An 18,343-nucleotide genomic window follows, 5' to 3' on the forward strand; every position below is an offset into this window, starting at 1 on the left:
ACAGGGCTGAAAGCCCGCCGAAACAACTTTTTATATGTATCCTATTATATTTTGAAACAAATATTGAATCTTCCTGCTTCCATTTCTCAGCCTCCTTTCCAATTAGTAGTTAGTTTTTGCCCGTCTTTTCTTTTCCGATTTCGCTTCTTATCCAATCCAGCTGCGGATCCTTTTTATCAATAATATCCTGCATACTTTCTTTGATCTCCACATCTGGAATAACTCCTTTTTTTGTATCTGAAAAATCAATATTCGGCTGTACCAGAAGCAATCCGATAGGAAATCTGATTTCAGAATTCGGAAGTTTCTGATAAGAATAAAAGCCGGCTACAGTTCCGTCATTGGCACCACCGGTTTCTTCACCTACAAGAGTTGCTCTTTTATCATTCTTAAGCTTTGCTGTAATAATAGAAGAGGCAGAGAAGCTTCCTCCGTTAATCAGAACGAAGACTTTACCGTGGAAAGCTCCCTTATTAGGCTTTGTAGGTTTGTCTGCTTTCATTTTATAGAAAATCTTTCCATCTTTTTTATAAGTACTGAAAGCCTGGGCGAAAAAGTAACTCGGATAAGAAATACTCTTAATTGCATACTCTAACGGAGTACTTTTTCTGAAATAATTGGTTCTTAGCGGAATGTCTCTTGAAGTGACCTGTGAAGGCTTTATCAGAGTGAAAGGCTTGTCTGTAAGATAAGAATACAGATTATTAATCTCATAAAGTGAACCGCCATAGTTATTGCGTACATCTATGATGAGGTAATCTGACTTTGCATTTTTAATCTTGGAAAATGTCTTTTTGTAAAATTCCTCCGAATATTCACGGGAAAAGCTTTTTACTTTTATATAAGCAATGCTGCTGTCTTTATCAAGAAATTTAAAACTGCGGTTATAAGAATTGCTAGCTGCTACATAATCGTTCAGCTTTTTGTCCTGGGTACGTTTATTCATTTCCTTATCCTTTTCGAGATCATGATCTGATTTTGATTCTCTGCTTAAAGTATAAGTATGTTTTTCACCTTTATAAAGGGTTTCAATGGTTGCTTTATCTGAAAGTCCATTTTCTGCTGTATAATAACCGAAGAATAAATCTTTTAAAAAATAAGGTTGAAAAGTAGTGTTATATCCATCACTGCTAATCAGGCTTCTGTATTTTTTGATATAGTCTGAAACCGGAATATTGTTGATAGAAAGAATTTCAGTTCCCGGCTGAATATTGTCAATAGTATCTCTGTTTTCTGTAATATACATCTGATCACCGGAAATATAATACCCGAATCTGCTGAATAATCCTTTTTTTTGGTCCAGCTTTTTGATTTCCTTTTTAGTGAATTTTTTTCTTGGGATTCTTAATGAAAGATGTCCCTCCCGGATTCCTGCAATCACAGGCTGAAGTTTAAAATAAAACTGAAGGGGAGTGAGGGGTTCATTAAGGGTTTTCTTAAGACTGTCAATCTTATGGTCCAATTCCTGCTTGGGAATATACCAATACAATTGTGGGTGCATCTGCTGAAGTTTTGAGTAGGCAAAGTCTACATCTTCCTTCAGCTGCTCCGGGGGAATACATGAAGCCCGCTGTTCGTTGTGCCTTTTAATAGATGCACATGAGGAAAGCATGGCCAAAATAAATATTACCGAGTAATTTTTCAATAGATCTTTGAGTTTTTTTAAGCCGCTAAAATAGAAAGTTTAAAATTAACCATCACTTAAATGAATAATAAATTTTCTGAAATACATGATAAATTTAGTTAAAAAATTGCACTCAAATGCATCTTGTTTTCATGTAAGAACAAAAGTAGGTACCTTTGATGTTTATTTTTTACAAATGATATATTGGATTCTTGCGGTTGTGATTCTTTTGACTGCAACCTATTTTATAGTAATTAATGGAGCCGCATTTGGAGCTGTGCCGAAAGGAAAACGCTTAGACCGGATCAGGCAGTCCAAATTCTACAGAAATAAACAATTTCAGAATATCAGCCATACACCTTCCATTGCTGAAGGGTACAAAATGACTGCAGTAACCTATGATTTCCTTTTAGGAAAAAAGCATCCTTTGCTGAAACCTTTAAAAGAAATTCGTTCCATGCATACAAATCTGAAGAACCTGGATAAAAATATGGATGTTTTCGTCTGGTTGGGACACTCATCTTATTATATACAGACCGATGGTGTTTCATTTTTGATTGATCCTGTACTAAGCTTATATGGCTCACCTTTCAAATATTTTAACAAAGCCTTCAAAGGTTCTGATATTTTCAAACCCGAAGATATTCCGGATTTGGATTACCTTGTGATTACCCACGATCATTTTGATCATCTGGATTACCCTACAGTTAAATCAATTAAGGACCGTACCGGGATGGCTGTAGTTCCATTGGGGGCAGGAGCACATCTGGAGCGATGGGGATATGCAGAATCACAGCTTATTGAAGAAGAATGGGGAAGTGAAGTTGAATTAAAAAACAACATAAAACTGGCTTTTACACCGGCAAGGCATTTTTCGGGCAGAAGAATAAAGCAGAACGATACTCTTTGGACTTCATATGTATTAGAAACTCCTACCAAAAAAATATTCCTTGGCGGTGATAGTGGGTATGATTCCCATTTTAAAATGATAGGAGAAAAATATGGACCTTTTGATTATGCCGTTCTTGAGAATGGTCAATACGGTGATGCATGGCGATATATCCATACCTTACCTGAAGATGTTATTCAGGCAGCGATAGATATAGATGCAAGACATATTATCCCGGTGCATGCTGCAAAGTTTGCGCTGGCCCTTCACCCCTGGAATGAACCTTTACAAAAAATAACAAGTTTAGGGGAAGAAAATGGATTGAATATCCTTACTCCGATGATCGGAGAGGTGGTAGATCTGAACCGTAATGATCAGCAGTTTACAAGCTGGTGGGAAGAATGATTAAGCATGCCAGATATCTTTATATCTTCTGGGATGATTTTCAAACTGTTGACGTACAAAATCACATTCCGGGTCTACAAGCAAATCTTTTTCTTCTGCATAGCGAACCAATTCATCCAGCAATAGTTTAGCATAGCCTTTACCTTCACGTTCCTCATCAAGCTTGGTATAATATACAATAAGAAGTCTTCCGTCAACCTCTATAGACATATAGCCTGCTTTTTCCTCATCAATAAACAACTGCAGTTCATCCTGATATGGAGATACTCTAAATTTTATATTTTCCATAATTATTGAGATTTGGTTGATAAAATAATAATACTGAGAACTCCCGAAAGCATTCTCTTCCTTAAAATTACAAAATTAATTAACACAAAATAATAGTTTCTGAGAATCTTAACGAATTTTATAAGAAGATTAGATAAAAGGTAAAAGATAAAAGATAAAAGATAAAAGATCTTGCCGTTAAACAACAAATCCCCATATGTATATCCACACGGAAATCAACATCAATAGGGGTGGGCTTTAGCCCAGCCTTTTCATAAACGTCAGGTGTCTCCGTAATTTCCATATCAATAGGGCCGCACTTATCCCTCCCAATAGATAAAATAACCCAATTCCAATGGCTTTAGCCAAAACCTAAATCTCCCATCTTATTCATGGTTTGAAGCTGAAATAATATTACGACCACAAACTTCAAACCCAAATTCCGGAGTGCTAAATAGTATCTCTGTTTAATACTATATACAACTACAAAAACCCAATGTTTCAAGAATATGAAATCACGAAATTCATTAAAATAATGAAATTATTTAAAAGATAATCAGTTATTTATGATTTCTGTTAACAAATATTGGGAATTAGAGTTAATAATTGGCACTTTAATTGACTATGTCTTGATGTTTAATTTAAAAGAGGAGTGAAATGAAAAAGTTATTGTTAACAGCATTGTTGGTTGGGACATTTAGTCTAAGCTATGCCCAATCAGATTATTATAATGATTACAGAAGAAGTATTTCGGACATTAACTGGCAGTCGGTAGTTGCAGATCTATTGCTTTCTACTACACAGGCCAATCAGGTATATGCATTGAATGACAGATATCGTGATTACGATTCATGGAATAGAGTATATGTGGTAGAGCCGGGAAGATGGAATGGAGACCGTTATTCAGAACTGGAAAGAATTCTTGGAAGAGAAAAATATATTGTTTTTAAAAAGAGATATTACAGAGGGCAAAATCCTGTCATTATTTACGGAAGAAAAAATGATTATAAAAAATACCGTAAAGAGCAGGAAAAATACTATAAAGAGAGATCAAAATATTACAAAAAACAAAATAAACACCGCCATGGACACCATGGAAATGATGACTGGGATTAACCATTATCAACTATTATACATATTCACTATTGAAATGGCTGGCATTATTGCTGGCCATTTTTTATTATTAATATAGTTATTAAACATCTATCCATTCACAGGTATATCAACATCAATAGGAGTGAGCTTTAGCCTACTCAAAAGACTCTACATTCATTTACCATTCTGCTAAGAATCGAACAAGGTTATATAAAACTTCAATAGCATCAGCAGGAGAAAAGTACTTCCCACTTCCAGCTTATTAATTACCTTCAAAATTATATCCATTAATCTGTTTGAATTTTATAACTTTGATCTATGGAATCCAATGAATCAATAAAAGGCTTTTATGAACGAAATGCTCCCAATCTGGGACCTCAATGTCTTGGACCTAATAATCTGGGACATTTCAATGTGTTTTCACGGGAATACTGCTCTCCCTTAACCCCTTACAGCAGGAGAGATTATTACAAAATTTCTCTGATTATAGGAAAAGGCAAGCTTCATTATGCTGATAAATGGATTTATGTAGATCGGCCTGCATTGCTGTTTTCCAATCCTATTGTTCCGTATTCCTGGGAAGCGGAAGATGATGATCAAAAAGGCTGGTTTTGTCTCTTTACAGAATCATTTTTACAGAATGGAAGCCGTTTGGGGAATCTTCAGGATTCACCATTGTTTAAAATTGGCGGAACCCCGGTTTTCTTTGTGGAAGAGAAGCAACAGGAGGTACTTTCTGATTTGTATATCAAAATGATGAATGAAATTGAATCAGATTATGTTCACAAATATGATATACTGAGAGCTTATCTCCATCTGATGATCCATGAAACCATGAGAATGCATCCGGCAGAAACCTTTGAACCTTATCAGAATGCATCCCAAAAAATAGCATCCTTATTTATGGAGCTGCTGGAAAGACAATTTCCGATCGATAGCCCTGAAGCTTTTTTGAAGCTAAAAACTCCCAACGACTATGCACAGAGTCTTTCCATTCATGTTAATTCTTTAAACCGTTCCGTAAAAGAGATTACAGGTAAAACTACGAGCCAGCAGATTACAGCAAGAGTGATACAGGAAGCGAATGCTTTGCTGACCCATACAGATTGGAATGTTTCTGAAATTGCCTATGGATTGGGTTTTGAAGAACCTGCTTATTTTACCAACTATTTTAAAAAACAGACTGGAATAACCCCCAATGCCCTAAGATTGAGCATTGTTTGATTTTTATAATTCTTAGTTTGAATTCTATATCAACGGTGGCTGTTTCATGCTCTAATTTTGTCCTGTAGAAAATTAAAATAAATACCATCATGAAATTTAAAAAATTAGGAAACACCGGTGAACAGCTTTCTGCTATTGGGTTAGGCTGCATGGGAATGAGTTTTGCTTATGGGCCGTCAGATGAGCAGGAAAGCATCAATACCTTACACAAAGCATTAGATTTAGGCGTTAATTTCTGGGATACAGCAGATATGTATGCCAACGGAGAAAATGAAAAATTAATCTCCAAAGTTTTAGTACCCAACAGAGATAAGATTTTCATTGCCACTAAATTCGGATTCAGATTTGAAGGTGGAAAAGCAAGTCATAGTGGGGCTCCTGGAACTTATTTCGATGGTTCTCCAGAATGGATCAGAAAGGCTGTAGATTTAAGTCTTCAAAGGTTAAAAATTGATACCATAGATTTGTATTATGCACACAGGGTAGACCCCAACGTTCCTGTAGAAGAAACCGTGGGGGCTATGGCAGAGTTGGTTAAAGCCGGTAAAGTAAAATATATCGGATTGTCTGAAGCTTCGGCAGAATCTATCAGAAAAGCGAATAAAATCCATCCGATAGCTGCTTTACAGTCAGAATACTCTATCCTGACCAAAGATGTTGAAAATGATATCCTGCCTACGATCAGAGAATTAGGGATTTCTTTAGTTCCTTATTCACCTCTGGCAAGAGGTCTTTTTGCTAACATTAATGAGGTTCAGAATCTGGGGGATGACGATTTCAGAAAATCATTGCCGCGTTATCAGCAGGAATACCTTGAAAATAATACGAAATTAGCCAATGAAATCAATGAGTTTGCTGCTTCCAAAGGAGTAAAAGGAACTCAATTGGCCTTAGCATGGGTTTTGAACCAAGGTGACGATATCATCCCAATTCCGGGAACCAAACGTATTAAATATCTGGAAGAAAATGTGGCTGCAGCCAATATTGAGTTGTCTCAATCAGATCTGGATACCATTGATGCTATTCTAAAAAAATATCCGAATGTAGGAGAAAGATACAATGAAGGCTCAATGAAGCTTGTTAACAACTAAACACTATCTTAAACTGGGTTTCTGAATTTCAGAAGCTCAGTTTTTTCTATAAAATATATTGCAATTATGAGTCTAAAACATTTCCATCTCAGGAGATGTTATTTTAGTTATAATACATGCAGAAACACCATCATAAATTATGAATAGAAGAGAATTATTAAAAAGCGGATTGCTGGCAGGAACATTAAGTCTTGTTCCTTTTTCAAGTGTATGGGCAGGGACAAAGATCATCCCGGAAAAAGCAGGAGATGATCTTTCCGGTTTTAAAAATATTAAACTTGGAGAATTAGAGCTGTTTATCCTGACAGACGGATACATCCATGAAGAAAATCTGAAAACATTTGCTCCGAGAGGAAATGTTGCTGAACTGAAAAAAATCCTTTCAGATAATTTCCGATCAGAAAGTTATATAGACATGGCTATGAATATCATGTTAGTGAAAACAAAAGAGAAACTGATCCTGTTAGATACAGGAATGGGGATTTTTGCTGATGAAAGAACCGGATTTCTGTTAAAAAGCCTTCAAAAAGCAGGATTTGAACCCAAAGATATCACAGATGTCTTCATCTCCCATGCTCATCCTGATCACATTGGCGGAGTAGTAGATAAGCAAAATAACCTGATTTTCCCGAATGCCGCTATCTTTATCTCAAAGACAGAACATGACTTCTGGATGCAGGCCTCTATGAAGGATTTCAGTAATAGTGCCCTAAAAACTCAACCAGAGTTTCTGAATCAAATCATTCCGGCTGTCCAGAATATATTAAAAGCCATAAAACCAAAGTTAAAATTCTACGACCTGAATAATACGCTTTATAATAACTTCAGTTTCCAGCTTGCCCCCGGGCATACTCCCGGATTAACAGTGATGACAATTTCTTCAGGAAATGAAAAGCTGATATATATTGCTGATTTGATCCATTCTGACGTTATCCTTTTCCCGCATCCTGACTGGGGATATTTCGGAGATACTGATCTGGATATTGCCACTGCATCAAGGAAAAAACTATTACAACAATTGGCAGATACCAAAACCAGAGCATTTGCCTATCATTTACCATGGCCCGGATTGGGTTTTACTAAGAAAAAAGCTTCCGGATTCGAATGGTTCCCGGAGAGTTTTATGAATTGAGACAGTAGATTAACAATCTGACAGCAGGTGTTTAAAAAATTCAATAGGAGCGGACTTTAGTCCGCTCTCATTATAGATTCCTATTCATTTGGCTTTAGCTAAAACCTATTTCTACAGAACCTACAGATAGGTTGCACAAAGGCTGAAAAGTTACTCTGATCCTGGTGAAGAATCACTAAAAATTATACTTCAAATTAAATCCTGTAAAGAAATAAGCTTTATTGGCTCCCGGATTCACATCAGTATAAACAGCTGCATTATTATATTGGTTATCCTTATCAGAATCATTAACACTGTTTCCGTAAAAAAGGAAAGTATAATTGATCTGGCTGGTAAGATTATTCCCTGCCACAAATACATCCAGATCCCAATGGTTGAAGCTGTGTTTATACCCAATTTTGGAATTTAAAAGCCCAAAACTTTTCACCTTATTAGTATTGGCGAAATCAGTATAAACACTTCCCATATAATTATAGGTATTCTGCCAGTACAACCCGATTTTAGTATCAAAATCCAGTCCTACCGATACTTTGGTTTTAGGAATCCCCACTACATTGGATTTATCCCCATTTTCTTTAAAATAAGTAGAGTATTTAAAGTCATTATAAGTATAACTTACAAATGGTTGAATTCTTGAAATAAATAAATTTTCCGGTTTGTAAGAATAGCCTATACTCATTTCCAGTCCTTCGTTTTTTTGCTCCCCGGTATTCGCCCAGTAGGTATAAGGAGTTTGTTCTGCATTAGGCATTCTTCCGCCTAGCTGAGTAAGCTTATCTTTAATATTGATGCTGAATAATGAGAATTGATAATCTATGGAAGTATCATCTATCAATCCCTGGATACTGAAATCCCACATTCTGGCTTTTTCTGCAACAAGATTATCGTTCGTCACATTCAGACCGGTGATAAAAGCTGTAACAGAAGTAGGAGCGTTGTAGCCTTCGCTATAACTAAGATTGAAAATCTGGTTGTTCCATGTTTTCTGTAAAGCAAAATGAGGACTTGCCACTGCATTGAATTTTTTATCAAACGACAAATCTTTATTGTAGAGATCTTTACCATTAACAACAAATAAGCCCGGAAATGCTAAGAGATCCTTCCTTTTATAACTGAGCTGGTTGATACTGACTCCTGCAAGAAACATTAAATCCCAAGGCTTATAAGTGATTTTTTCAACGGCAAAATAGTTGGACTGATTGTTTGTATTGTTAAAGTATGAACCATCGTAAAGAGGTCTCAATACAGGCTCTTCTGTAATTTTCACACTTTTATAACGATAATTGGTAATAGTAGACTGAGATTGCTGAACTTCAACTCCAAATTCCGTCTGGCTTTTAAAATGTTCCCAATCTTTATTCAATTCAAATACGGATCTTAATCCATAATTAGAAAATGAGGACGTCTCATTCGCTCCGGCAGCAATTCTTTCACCTGTTGTACCGGTATAGAAAACGGTTGTATTATTCTTGAAATTGGGTGTAATCTTCCATATATGACCGATTCCCACCCTTGAAGTAACGAATTTTGTTTTTGCACCACGTCTGATGTAGGCAAAATTTCCGTTATCAATTCCATTATAATAGTCGTCGTAGGAAATCTGGCCGGAAACCTGCTCCAGTGAATTGCTATGAGAAGCCAACATCGTTATTTTCTGATTGGCATTAAGCTTGAACTCACCATTAATATTATAAAAATTTTTAATACTTTTCCCATGAGGACGATAGCCATCACTTCCTATATGTCCATAATTGGCTGTAATGGAATGATTATCTCCCACGCTTGTAGCAGAAGTGGAACTTTGAAATAATCCGAAAGAACCGGTCATAAACTGTTCCGAAACAGAATTCCCTTTTTTGCTTTCCGGCTGTATATACAATCTTACTGCCCCTCCGGAACCTCCGCCATATAAGGTTGCCGCTGGGCCTTTTATCACTTCTATACGGTTCACTAGTCCGAAATTGACATCATCCAGAACGGTAACACCATCGGCACCGGTAAGCGGAATATTATTGAGGTACATTTTGATACCCCAGTTATTGAATTTTTGATCATTGCCATAGCCTCGTACAATAATTCTCTGACCGCCCAGCTGTGTTCTTTTTTCTACCTGAACACCAGCCATGGTATTAAGGCTTTGTTCTATAAAGGAAGGATTATTACGGTTGATTTCATATTCGGAAACAATTTCTGTGGATTGTGCGTGTTTTTTAAACTCTTCCCGCTCTTTAATAACTTTTGATCTTGCATGGATATTCACTTCATCAATATGATTTTCATTTTCCTGAGCATTGGCAAAAGCGATGGTTGATAGAGAAAGGACAAGGATGTAGATTTTTTTCATTAAGACAATATGTTTTTTACAAACATATTGAAAAAACAGGAAAATTGAAATGAATATTGTTTTATTTTCAATATTTATATAGAGTATTGATAATGTGATCTGTGTATTGATGAGTTGTATTTAAATAACCTGTTAGCTGAAGTTTTATTCAACAAAAAAGCCCCTTAAAAGGAGCTTTTATTAATGTTATTCAGCTTTTTCAAATTCAAAAGGAATCTTCATTTTTTCATTAGAAATCATAGCTTTTAATTTTTTACCTTCTGATGAATATTGAATTCGTTTTGGAAAATCCAAAGAATCATTGACGCATACAAATTCATTATTTTTTAATTCAGTTACTTTGAATTTAATGAACTGTTTTTCTTTCGGGGTTTTAACCAATAGACTCCATTGTCCACTGGTATTAGCAAGCTTCATGATTTCCTTGCTGATGGTGTCTCCTTTTTGTAGGGTAAATCCAATTCCCGACTATTCTGTCGGACTTATTTTGTTCCAGTTTTCAAAAGTTTCTTTTCCGGCTTTTTCGTTTGATCTTTTCCACTTTCCGGTTAACCAATCAAAATTGACAGTATTTTCTTTTTCTGGGGTGGTTTCTGTTATTCCACCTTGGTTCTTATTTGTATTTTGTTTACATGATACAAGGAATAGGGCAGTTAATAAAAGAAGAAGTGAGTTTTTCATAATAATTAAGTTTGATTTTAGTAAATATAGAAAAAATCACAAAAAAGAAGGAGGTATGCTGCTGAAATCAAAAACCTCGCAATTTGCGAGGTTTTTGTATGATTAACTGAATCTTAAAAAATTAGATTGCGTCGATAATTTCATTTAAAACAGTGCTTGGTCTCATGGCTGCGTAAGTTTTATACGTATCCGTTTTGTAATAACCGTCAATGTTTTGAGGCTTACCTTGAGCACCGATTAATTCAGCATTAATTACTTCTTCATTTTCTTTCATTGCATCAGCAATTGGAGCAAACTTTGCTGCCAATTCAGCATCCGCAGTCTGGTTAGCTAAAGCTTCAGCCCAATACATTGCTAAATAGAAGTGAGAACCTCTGTTGTCAATCTGACCTACTTTTCTTGCAGGAGATTTATCTGTAGCTAAGAATTTAGCGTTAGCTTCATCCAGTGCATCTGCCAACACCTGAGATTTTGTATTCCCCTGAGTTTGTGCTAAATGCTCTAAAGAAGCTTGTAGTGCTAAGAATTCACCTAGAGAATCCCATCTTAAGTATCCTTCTTCAAGGAACTGCTCAATGTGTTTTGGAGCAGAACCTCCGGCACCTGTTTCAAATAAACCACCACCATTCATTAATGGAACAATAGAAAGCATTTTTGCAGAAGTACCCAGTTCAAGAATTGGGAAAAGGTCAGTTAAGTAATCTCTTAATACGTTTCCTGAAACAGAAATAGTATCTTTTCCTTCTCTAGCTCTCTTAAGCGTTTCAGTCATGGCATCTTTTACATCAAGAATTCTGATGTCAAGCCCTGTTGTATCGTGATCAGCAAGATATTTTTCTACTTTTTTGATGATCTCTCTGTCGTGAGCTCTTCCTTTGTCTAACCAGAAAATAGCTGGAGTATCAGAAAGTCTTGCTCTGTTTACAGCTAGTTTTACCCAATCCTGGATAGGAGCATCTTTAGTCTGGCACATTCTGAAGATATCACCATTTTCTACCTTCTGAGAAAGAAGAACATTTCCAGCCTCATCCTGAACTTCTACAGTTCCGTCAGCAGACAATTGGAAAGTTTTATCGTGAGAACCATATTCTTCAGCTTTCTGAGCCATTAAACCAACATTTGGAACAGATCCCATCGTTGTAGGGTCTAATTTTCCATGCGCTTTCATATCATCAATTACAGACTGATAAAAACCTGCATAAGAACGGTCCGGAATGATACAAACAGTATCTTCTTCGTTTCCTTCTTTGTTCCACATTTTACCTCCGCCTCTTACAAGAGCAGCCATAGATGCATCAACAATAATATCAGAAGGTACGTGGAAGTTCGTAATTCCTTTATCAGAATTTACCATTGCCACTCTTGGTCCTTCAGCCAAAGCTTTTTCAATGTCAGCTCTGATATCAGCTTCCTGAGCATTTCCTTTGATTTTTTCAAAAAGATCAGCAAGACCGTTATTTGGGTTAATATCTAAAGACTTGAAAGTCTCAGCATATTTAGAGAATACCTCTTTGAAGAAAGTTTCTACAATAGCCCCAAAAATAATAGGGTCAGAGATTTTCATCATCGTAGCCTTAAGGTGAGCCGAAAGAAGTACATTTCTTTTCTTAGCCTCTTCAATAGCTTCCTGCACGAATACTTTCAAAGCATTAACGTTCATTACAGAAGAATCAATCACTTCACCAGCCTGAAGACCTGCGAAGTCTTTCAATACTGTTTCCCCTTCATTTCCTTTGAATACGATTCTATATTTTGTAGCGTTTTCTAAGGTTGTAGAATTTTCTGTTCCGTAGAAATCACCATTGTTCATGTGAGCTACGTCAGTTTTGCTGTCAGAAGCCCAGTCACCCATTCTGTGAGGATTAGCTTTTGCATAGTTTTTAACAGCTTTTGGAGCACGTCTGTCAGAGTTTCCTTCTCTTAATACAGGGTTTACAGCACTTCCTAAAACCTTTGCATATTTAGCTTTAATTGCTTTTTCATCATCATTTTTAGGCTCTGCAGGATAGTTTGGTACTGCGAAACCTTTTCCTTGTAATTCAGCAATAGCTGCGTCCAATTGAGGAACAGAAGCAGAAATATTAGGTAATTTGATAATGTTTGCATCCGGTTGAGTTGCTAATTCTCCTAATTCTGCCAAAGCATCACCAATTTTCTGGTCATCCTTTAAAAATTCAGGAAAGTTAGCTAAGATTCTGCCTGCCAGGGAAATATCCGGAACAGCAATCTCTATATTTGCTGATTTAGTGAAAGCTTTTACAATAGGTAAAAACGAGTGAGTAGCCAGCATTGGTGCTTCATCCGTTAAGGTGTAGTAAATTTTTGATTTTTCTGACATTATACTGTTATTTATTATTTGAAATTAAAGTCCCACAAATTTACTAAATATGATTGTTTTTTTAGGGGATTTTAAATAAAAAAAGAAGCAAAAAGCTTCTTTTCATTTTTTATATCTGAACAATTGTATATTCTCAAGTTCGTTAAAATTGACATTAAACTCAATTTTAAAGTTTTTTGGAGTTCATGTCAGGTTGGAAATTGCTTAAAAAACTGATGGACAGACTAAAATATTTTTATTTTCACTTTAAGATTAATTTAACCTTAGATTACACAAAGAAAAATTCTTTTTTGATTAAATTTGAAAAACTAAAAAAATAAATATTATGTCAACGACAATCACTTTAAAAGGAAACGAAGTACACACAATAGGAACATTACCATCAGTAGGAACATCAGTTAAAGATTTTGCACTGGTTGATTCCGGGTTAAATGTAAAAACTCTTGAAACTTTTGAAGGAAAGAAAAAAGTATTTAATATTTTCCCAAGTATTGATACTCCTACTTGTGCTGCTTCAAGCAGAAAATTTAATGAAGAAGCTTCAAAACTTGAAAACACTGTTGTGATCAACGTTTCTAAAGACCTTCCTTTTGCATTAGGAAGATTCTGTGCAGCAGAAGGATTGAATAATGTTGAAACCCTTTCAGATTTCAGAAGCAGCTTTGGAGACGATTATGAAGTAACCATTACAGATTCTCCATTGAAAGGCCTGTTAAGCCGTGCTGTAATTGTTACAGATGAAAACAATAAAGTGATTTACACTGAGCAGGTTTCAGAAATTGCTGACGAGCCTAATTACGATGCAGCCCTTGCAGCATTAAACAATTAGTAGAAATAATTTTTGTAAAAAAGCCTTGTGAAATTGATTTGCAAGGCTTTTTTTAATCCAAAATACACAATATATGATGACAAAACTTTATGAAAAATACGGTGAACTCTTTCAGGTAGATGAGGCGCATTTTGAGGAATTTTATGCCCTTCTTAATGATACGCAGTTTTTAAAATCAGATTTCTTTTTGAAGCAGGGTGAAAAATGCAGGTATCTGGGGTTTATCAAAAAAGGAACAATCAGATGCTTTTATATTAATGATCAGGGAAGGGAAATTAACTTTGGATTCTATTTTGAAAATGAATTTTTTACCGATTACGAAAGTATACTTTGTGATACCGTATCCAATATGAATATTCAGGCACTGGAAAATTGTGAGATCTTATTATTAAGTAAAGAACATCTGCAGGCACTCTATCAGAAAGAAGCGTATTGGCAGAAATTTGGAAGGGTAATGAGTGAGAAAATTTATCTGGATGCCAAAAAAAGGATTGATGACTTGTTATGCCTTTCCCCGGAAAACAGGTATTTGAACCTTTTAAAAAAACAACCTCTTCTTTTTCAGAAAATAGCGCAGAAGCATATTGCCAGTTATCTGGGAGTAACAGAGCAGTCATTGAGTAGAATCCGGAGCAGGATCGTAAATTAACTTAAGTTAACGTCTGATGATATTTTAGTTGGTAGATTTATCATTATCAAATTTTAATACTTATCATTATGGAACAAAAAGATTTAACCATTATTTTGGTACACGGAGCTTGGGGAGACGGATCTCACTGGCAATACATTATTCCTTCTCTGGTAAAAGCAGGATGTAAAGTGAGAAGTGTTCAGAACCCTCTTACTTCATTACAGAACGATATTGACAAAACAAAAGATCTTATTGATGCTCAGGAAGGGAAAGTTCTTTTAGTAGGGCATTCTTATGGAGGAGCTGTAATTTCAGGAGCCGGAAATCATGATAAAGTGGTTGGGTTGGTTTATATTGCTGCCTTTGCACCGGATGCAGGTGATAGTTTGGGATCTCTTTTAGGAAGAAGAGAATCTCCGGGTGGAGCGAGCATTTATCCAGATAATAAAGGCTTTTTATGGATTAAATATGATGAATTTCAATCTGCATTCTGTCAGGATCTGGATGACGAAAAAGCTTTGGTAATGGCATTGTCTCAAAAAGCTATCCATGGGCAGTGTTTTGGAGATGTTGCAGGAGAACCGGCATGGAAAACAAAACCAAGCTGGTACCAGATTTCATCCAACGACCGTATGATTCCGGCTGAAACAGAAAAAGAAATGGCAGAGCGTCTTCAGCCTAAAAAAATAATTACATTGGAGGCAGGGCATGCTTCTTTAGCTTCTCATCCTGATGAAGTTACGCAATTGATTTTAGAAGCCGCTTCATCACTTTAAAATATAAATTAACAATCAAGATTGATAAAGCTCTGGGAAATTTTAAGTATTTTCACAGAGCTTTTTTTATTAATAAAGATCAAAATGGTAAAAAGAATTGTAGCCAATATAAAAACCGATGACCTTAAAAAAGGAAATGTCTTTTATCAGGATATTTTAGAACTTGATATTCTGATGGATCATGGCTGGATTATAACCCTTGGGACTGATGAAGAAGCAAAAGTACAGATCAGTTTTGCAGAACAAGGGGGAAATAATACAGAAGTTCCCGATCTTTCCATTGAAGTGGATAATGTGGAGGAGGTTTATCATAAAATGAAGGCAGCAGGCTTTAAAATTACATATGAAATGACCAATGAAGATTGGGGGGTCAGAAGATTCTTTGTAAAAGATCCGTTTGGAAAAGTAGTCAATATTCTTTCCCATCAGTAAAATAAAGTATATCATTCAATAGGAATGGACTTTAGTCTGTTTTAATGAAAATAAAAATAATCATCTGGCTTTAGCCAAAACTTAAAAAAAGTCTATTTAATCTCTTGATTATTATGAAAGCAGACCAAATTATCCCTGTACTCAGAATCTTTGATTATCAGAAAGCTCTTGAATTTTATATTGATTGGCTGGGCTTTGAAATTGCCTGGGAACACCGTTTTGAAGAAAATATGCCTGCTTATATAGAAGTGAAAAAAGAAAATATTATTCTTCATTTGACGGAACATCATGGGGATGCAAGTCCTGGAAGCAGTGTTTTTATTTGGGGAGAAGGTGTTTCAGATTATCATAAGGAACTTATTGATAAAAACTACAAATACAATCGCCCTGGACTTGAAAAAACGTTCTATGATGCCGTTTCTTTCACCGTAAATGATCCGTTTGGTAATAAAATTATTTTCAATGAAAAGTTCGATGAAGCAAAACATGGAACTTTAAAGTTTGATGTAATTGAATAACCTTGTTCGATTAATATAATGTATTCATATCATGTTATCAGCAATACATCAGGAATTTGAATCTCCTGAGGAACTTCAGGACAGCATAAAGTGCTTTTGGTATAACAGACGGTATTATGGCGAATCATTGTCAGGCTTCGAAGTATTACCTGATGGCTATGCTGAAATTATTTTCCATTTTGGAAGTGGGTGTTGTATTTCTCAGCAAGGAAATATAAAAGAATTGCCATCTCCATTTATGATGGGGCTTCTCAATCAGCCAGCTGTTTTTTATACTCAAGACTGTCTGGAAATTATAGGAATTAGATGTTTCCCATGGGCTGTTTTTGATCTGTTGGGGCTGCTGCCAGGTAAAAGTGAAAATGGTGTTTATCTGTTTGAACATCCTGTTGCCGGGCTTCATAGTATTTTAAAAGAACATATTGCAGCAGGCAGAATAGACGATGCAATAATGATGGTAAAAGAATGTTTTATGGAAATACGGTCACATGTACCCGTAGACAGTATGTTATTTAAGGCTGGAGGGGCTCTGAAAAAAGCAAATGGAAGTATTCCTGTGAATCAAATTGCTGCTTCCGCTCATACAACCGTTCGTACATTGGAAAGAAAATTTAAACAATCTTCCGGACATACCGTGAAAGGTGTATCAGGGCTTATGCGTTTTGAACAGGTAAGAAATCATCTCTGGCATTATCCAAACTCCAATATTGCAGGATTGGCTCTGGAATTGGGCTATACAGATCAGTCCCATTTAAGTAGAGAATTTAAGCGATATACAGGCGTTACTCCAGCGGCGTTTGCCAGAGAAGCAAGAAAAAAGCAACAAATTGTAAACAACGATTTTGTCGCATTTATACAAGCATAGCCAATAGATATTAGTGAATTTTGTAGAAGAATCAAGACACTACAAAATTATGATACTGAAAGATAAAAAAATAGCAATCATCGGAGCTGGACCTGTTGGGCTAACAATGGCTGTTTTACTCCAGCAGAAAGGAGCAGATGTAACCGTTTACGAAAGAGATAAAGATGCAGATGCCAGAGTTTGGGGTGGTACGCTGGATCTTCATAAGAATTCAGGGCAAGAAGCAATGGCACGGGCAGGGTTACTTGAAAGATATTATGCTACGGCGCGTCCTATGGGAATAAATATTGCAGATGAACACGGGAATCTGTTATTTACTAAAAACATCACTCCTGAAAATCAACATGACAATCCTGAAATCAACAGGAACCATTTGAGGGAAATATTATTGGACAGACTGAGAGACAATACCGTAATCTGGGACAGGAATTTTACTGAAATGCAAGAAGTTAATGGTCAATGGATGTTGTATTTTGAGAATCAGCCCAATGGTATTGCAGATCTGGTTATAGGAGCCAACGGCGGAATGTCGAAAGTAAGAAAATACGTAACAGAAACCCAGATAGAAGAGACCGGAACCTTTATTATCCAGGGAGATATTCCCCAACCTGAAATTAAGTGCCCGGAATTTTATCAGTGGTGTGACGGGAAAAGGCTCATGGCAGCTTATCAGGGCAATTTATTAGTAGTGAATCCCTATAATAACGGAGCACTTACCTATGGAGTAATATTTAAAAAGCCTGATGAATGGATTTTGAACAATATTCCTGATTTTCAAAACACAGATTGGGTGATGGGGTTTCTTTCCAATAGATTTTCTCAATGGAGTAACCGTTATCAGCAATTATTTCGTTCAACTTCCATTTTTGTTGGGTTGCCCACTAGAATAATTCCTTTAGAGAAGCCCTGGAAAAAAGATCGTATTTTACCGGTAACACTTATCGGGGATGCAGCCCATGTCATGCCGCCTTTTGCAGGACAGGGAGTTAATACAGGATTGATGGATGCAGTAATCTTATCCGATAATTTAACCGGGGGAACATTTGAAACCATAGAAGATGCTATTGCAGATTATGAACAAAAAATGTTCGTCTATGCAAAAGAAGCACAAATACAGTCAGAGCAAAATGAAATAGAGATGCGTGATCCAGGCTTTTCATTTACAAAATTTATCAGATAGCTGATCGTTTTAACGGTTTGAT

18 protein-coding genes are annotated in these 18,343 nt (G+C 36.0%); 12 read left to right on the plus strand and 6 right to left on the minus strand.

Annotation, left to right across the window (positions count from 1 at the left end):
• Positions 1 to 109: 109 nt before the first annotated feature.
• Positions 110 to 1,645, minus strand: coding sequence for a S41 family peptidase (locus tag WH267_RS23665; protein ID WP_340011426.1), 1,536 nt, complete (start codon positions 1,643 to 1,645; stop codon positions 110 to 112).
• Positions 1,646 to 1,820: 175 nt separating this feature from the next.
• On the opposite strand from WH267_RS23665, the gene WH267_RS23670 reads away from it, so the two are divergent.
• Positions 1,821 to 2,918, plus strand: coding sequence for an MBL fold metallo-hydrolase (locus WH267_RS23670; protein WP_340011428.1), 1,098 nt, complete (start codon positions 1,821 to 1,823; stop codon positions 2,916 to 2,918).
• On the opposite strand, the gene WH267_RS23675 is transcribed toward WH267_RS23670, so the two are convergent.
• A complete protein-coding gene (locus tag WH267_RS23675; RefSeq protein WP_115972156.1) occupies positions 2,919 to 3,206 on the minus strand; it encodes a GNAT family N-acetyltransferase in 288 nt (95 codons plus the stop codon).
• Between the two features lie 636 nt (positions 3,207 to 3,842).
• On the opposite strand from WH267_RS23675, the gene WH267_RS23680 reads away from it, so the two are divergent.
• The 4 genes from WH267_RS23680 to WH267_RS23695 all read left to right on the plus strand — a co-directional run bounded on the left by WH267_RS23680 (position 3,843) and on the right by WH267_RS23695 (position 7,727).
• Complete coding sequence (locus tag WH267_RS23680; RefSeq protein WP_115972157.1) at positions 3,843 to 4,301, plus strand: hypothetical protein; 459 nt, start codon at positions 3,843 to 3,845, stop codon at positions 4,299 to 4,301.
• Positions 4,302 to 4,598: 297 nt separating this feature from the next.
• On the plus strand, positions 4,599 to 5,504 hold the full coding sequence (locus tag WH267_RS23685) for a helix-turn-helix domain-containing protein (RefSeq protein WP_340011429.1): 906 nt from the start codon (positions 4,599 to 4,601) through the stop codon (positions 5,502 to 5,504).
• 89 nt (positions 5,505 to 5,593) lie between these two features.
• Positions 5,594 to 6,595, plus strand: a complete 1,002-nt coding sequence (locus WH267_RS23690; protein WP_340011430.1) for an aldo/keto reductase — start codon at positions 5,594 to 5,596, stop codon at positions 6,593 to 6,595.
• A gap of 139 nt (positions 6,596 to 6,734) precedes the next feature.
• The gene (locus WH267_RS23695; protein WP_340011432.1) at positions 6,735 to 7,727 is read left to right on the plus strand and encodes an MBL fold metallo-hydrolase; all 993 of its coding nucleotides are present in this window, start codon (positions 6,735 to 6,737) and stop codon (positions 7,725 to 7,727) included.
• Between the two features lie 175 nt (positions 7,728 to 7,902).
• Here the strand turns inward: WH267_RS23695 and WH267_RS23700 are convergent, their stop codons facing one another.
• The 4 genes from WH267_RS23700 to WH267_RS23715 form a co-directional block, all read right to left on the minus strand.
• The gene (locus WH267_RS23700; RefSeq protein ID WP_340011433.1) at positions 7,903 to 10,071 is read right to left on the minus strand and encodes a TonB-dependent receptor; all 2,169 of its coding nucleotides are present in this window, start codon (positions 10,069 to 10,071) and stop codon (positions 7,903 to 7,905) included.
• A 186-nt stretch (positions 10,072 to 10,257) separates the two neighbouring features.
• A complete protein-coding gene (locus WH267_RS23705; RefSeq protein ID WP_340011434.1) occupies positions 10,258 to 10,488 on the minus strand; it encodes a hypothetical protein in 231 nt (76 codons plus the stop codon).
• Between the two features lie 51 nt (positions 10,489 to 10,539).
• Positions 10,540 to 10,752 carry a hypothetical protein gene (locus WH267_RS23710; RefSeq protein WP_340011436.1) on the minus strand — a complete coding sequence of 71 codons (213 nt, stop codon included), beginning with the start codon at positions 10,750 to 10,752 and terminating at the stop codon, positions 10,540 to 10,542.
• Positions 10,753 to 10,873: 121 nt separating this feature from the next.
• A complete protein-coding gene (locus WH267_RS23715; protein ID WP_340011438.1) occupies positions 10,874 to 13,090 on the minus strand; it encodes an NADP-dependent isocitrate dehydrogenase in 2,217 nt (738 codons plus the stop codon).
• Between the two features lie 325 nt (positions 13,091 to 13,415).
• On the opposite strand from WH267_RS23715, the gene tpx reads away from it, so the two are divergent.
• From tpx to WH267_RS23750, 7 genes are all read left to right on the plus strand, one after another.
• On the plus strand, positions 13,416 to 13,919 hold the full coding sequence (gene tpx / locus WH267_RS23720; protein WP_123318766.1) for a thiol peroxidase: 504 nt from the start codon (positions 13,416 to 13,418) through the stop codon (positions 13,917 to 13,919).
• A gap of 73 nt (positions 13,920 to 13,992) precedes the next feature.
• Positions 13,993 to 14,568: a Crp/Fnr family transcriptional regulator gene (locus WH267_RS23725; protein WP_340011440.1), complete on the plus strand. Its 576-nt coding sequence runs from the start codon at positions 13,993 to 13,995 to the stop codon at positions 14,566 to 14,568.
• A gap of 68 nt (positions 14,569 to 14,636) precedes the next feature.
• On the plus strand, positions 14,637 to 15,326 hold the full coding sequence (locus WH267_RS23730; protein ID WP_340011442.1) for an alpha/beta hydrolase: 690 nt from the start codon (positions 14,637 to 14,639) through the stop codon (positions 15,324 to 15,326).
• An 84-nt stretch (positions 15,327 to 15,410) separates the two neighbouring features.
• The gene (locus WH267_RS23735) at positions 15,411 to 15,758 is read left to right on the plus strand and encodes a VOC family protein (RefSeq protein ID WP_340011443.1); all 348 of its coding nucleotides are present in this window, start codon (positions 15,411 to 15,413) and stop codon (positions 15,756 to 15,758) included.
• Positions 15,759 to 15,871: 113 nt separating this feature from the next.
• A complete protein-coding gene (locus WH267_RS23740) occupies positions 15,872 to 16,276 on the plus strand; it encodes a glyoxalase superfamily protein (protein ID WP_340011445.1) in 405 nt (134 codons plus the stop codon).
• Positions 16,277 to 16,307: 31 nt separating this feature from the next.
• Positions 16,308 to 17,141, plus strand: a complete 834-nt coding sequence (locus tag WH267_RS23745) for a helix-turn-helix domain-containing protein (RefSeq protein ID WP_340011446.1) — start codon at positions 16,308 to 16,310, stop codon at positions 17,139 to 17,141.
• A gap of 49 nt (positions 17,142 to 17,190) precedes the next feature.
• On the plus strand, positions 17,191 to 18,321 hold the full coding sequence (locus WH267_RS23750) for an FAD-dependent oxidoreductase (protein WP_340011447.1): 1,131 nt from the start codon (positions 17,191 to 17,193) through the stop codon (positions 18,319 to 18,321).
• Positions 18,322 to 18,343: the final 22 nt, after the last annotated feature.

Origin of the sequence: Chryseobacterium sp. MYb328, assembly GCF_037572595.1 — a bacterium.
Taxonomy (GTDB): domain Bacteria; phylum Bacteroidota; class Bacteroidia; order Flavobacteriales; family Weeksellaceae; genus Chryseobacterium; species Chryseobacterium pennae.

Coding starts and splice junctions, on each gene's coding strand:
- WH267_RS23695 (WP_340011432.1), top strand. CDS start 6,735: ATGAATAGAAGAGAATTATTAAAAAGCGGATTGCTGGCAGGAACATTA.
- WH267_RS23710 (WP_340011436.1), bottom strand. CDS start 10,752: ATGAAAAACTCACTTCTTCTTTTATTAACTGCCCTATTCCTTGTATCA.
- WH267_RS23705 (WP_340011434.1), bottom strand. CDS start 10,488: ATGAAGCTTGCTAATACCAGTGGACAATGGAGTCTATTGGTTAAAACC.
- WH267_RS23740 (WP_340011445.1), top strand. CDS start 15,872: ATGAAAGCAGACCAAATTATCCCTGTACTCAGAATCTTTGATTATCAG.
- WH267_RS23745 (WP_340011446.1), top strand. CDS start 16,308: ATGTTATCAGCAATACATCAGGAATTTGAATCTCCTGAGGAACTTCAG.
- WH267_RS23690 (WP_340011430.1), top strand. CDS start 5,594: ATGAAATTTAAAAAATTAGGAAACACCGGTGAACAGCTTTCTGCTATT.
- WH267_RS23725 (WP_340011440.1), top strand. CDS start 13,993: ATGATGACAAAACTTTATGAAAAATACGGTGAACTCTTTCAGGTAGAT.
- WH267_RS23685 (WP_340011429.1), top strand. CDS start 4,599: ATGGAATCCAATGAATCAATAAAAGGCTTTTATGAACGAAATGCTCCC.
- tpx (WP_123318766.1), top strand. CDS start 13,416: ATGTCAACGACAATCACTTTAAAAGGAAACGAAGTACACACAATAGGA.
- WH267_RS23700 (WP_340011433.1), bottom strand. CDS start 10,071: ATGAAAAAAATCTACATCCTTGTCCTTTCTCTATCAACCATCGCTTTT.
- WH267_RS23675 (WP_115972156.1), bottom strand. CDS start 3,206: ATGGAAAATATAAAATTTAGAGTATCTCCATATCAGGATGAACTGCAG.
- WH267_RS23735 (WP_340011443.1), top strand. CDS start 15,411: ATGGTAAAAAGAATTGTAGCCAATATAAAAACCGATGACCTTAAAAAA.
- WH267_RS23670 (WP_340011428.1), top strand. CDS start 1,821: ATGATATATTGGATTCTTGCGGTTGTGATTCTTTTGACTGCAACCTAT.
- WH267_RS23730 (WP_340011442.1), top strand. CDS start 14,637: ATGGAACAAAAAGATTTAACCATTATTTTGGTACACGGAGCTTGGGGA.
- WH267_RS23715 (WP_340011438.1), bottom strand. CDS start 13,090: ATGTCAGAAAAATCAAAAATTTACTACACCTTAACGGATGAAGCACCA.
- WH267_RS23750 (WP_340011447.1), top strand. CDS start 17,191: ATGATACTGAAAGATAAAAAAATAGCAATCATCGGAGCTGGACCTGTT.
- WH267_RS23680 (WP_115972157.1), top strand. CDS start 3,843: ATGAAAAAGTTATTGTTAACAGCATTGTTGGTTGGGACATTTAGTCTA.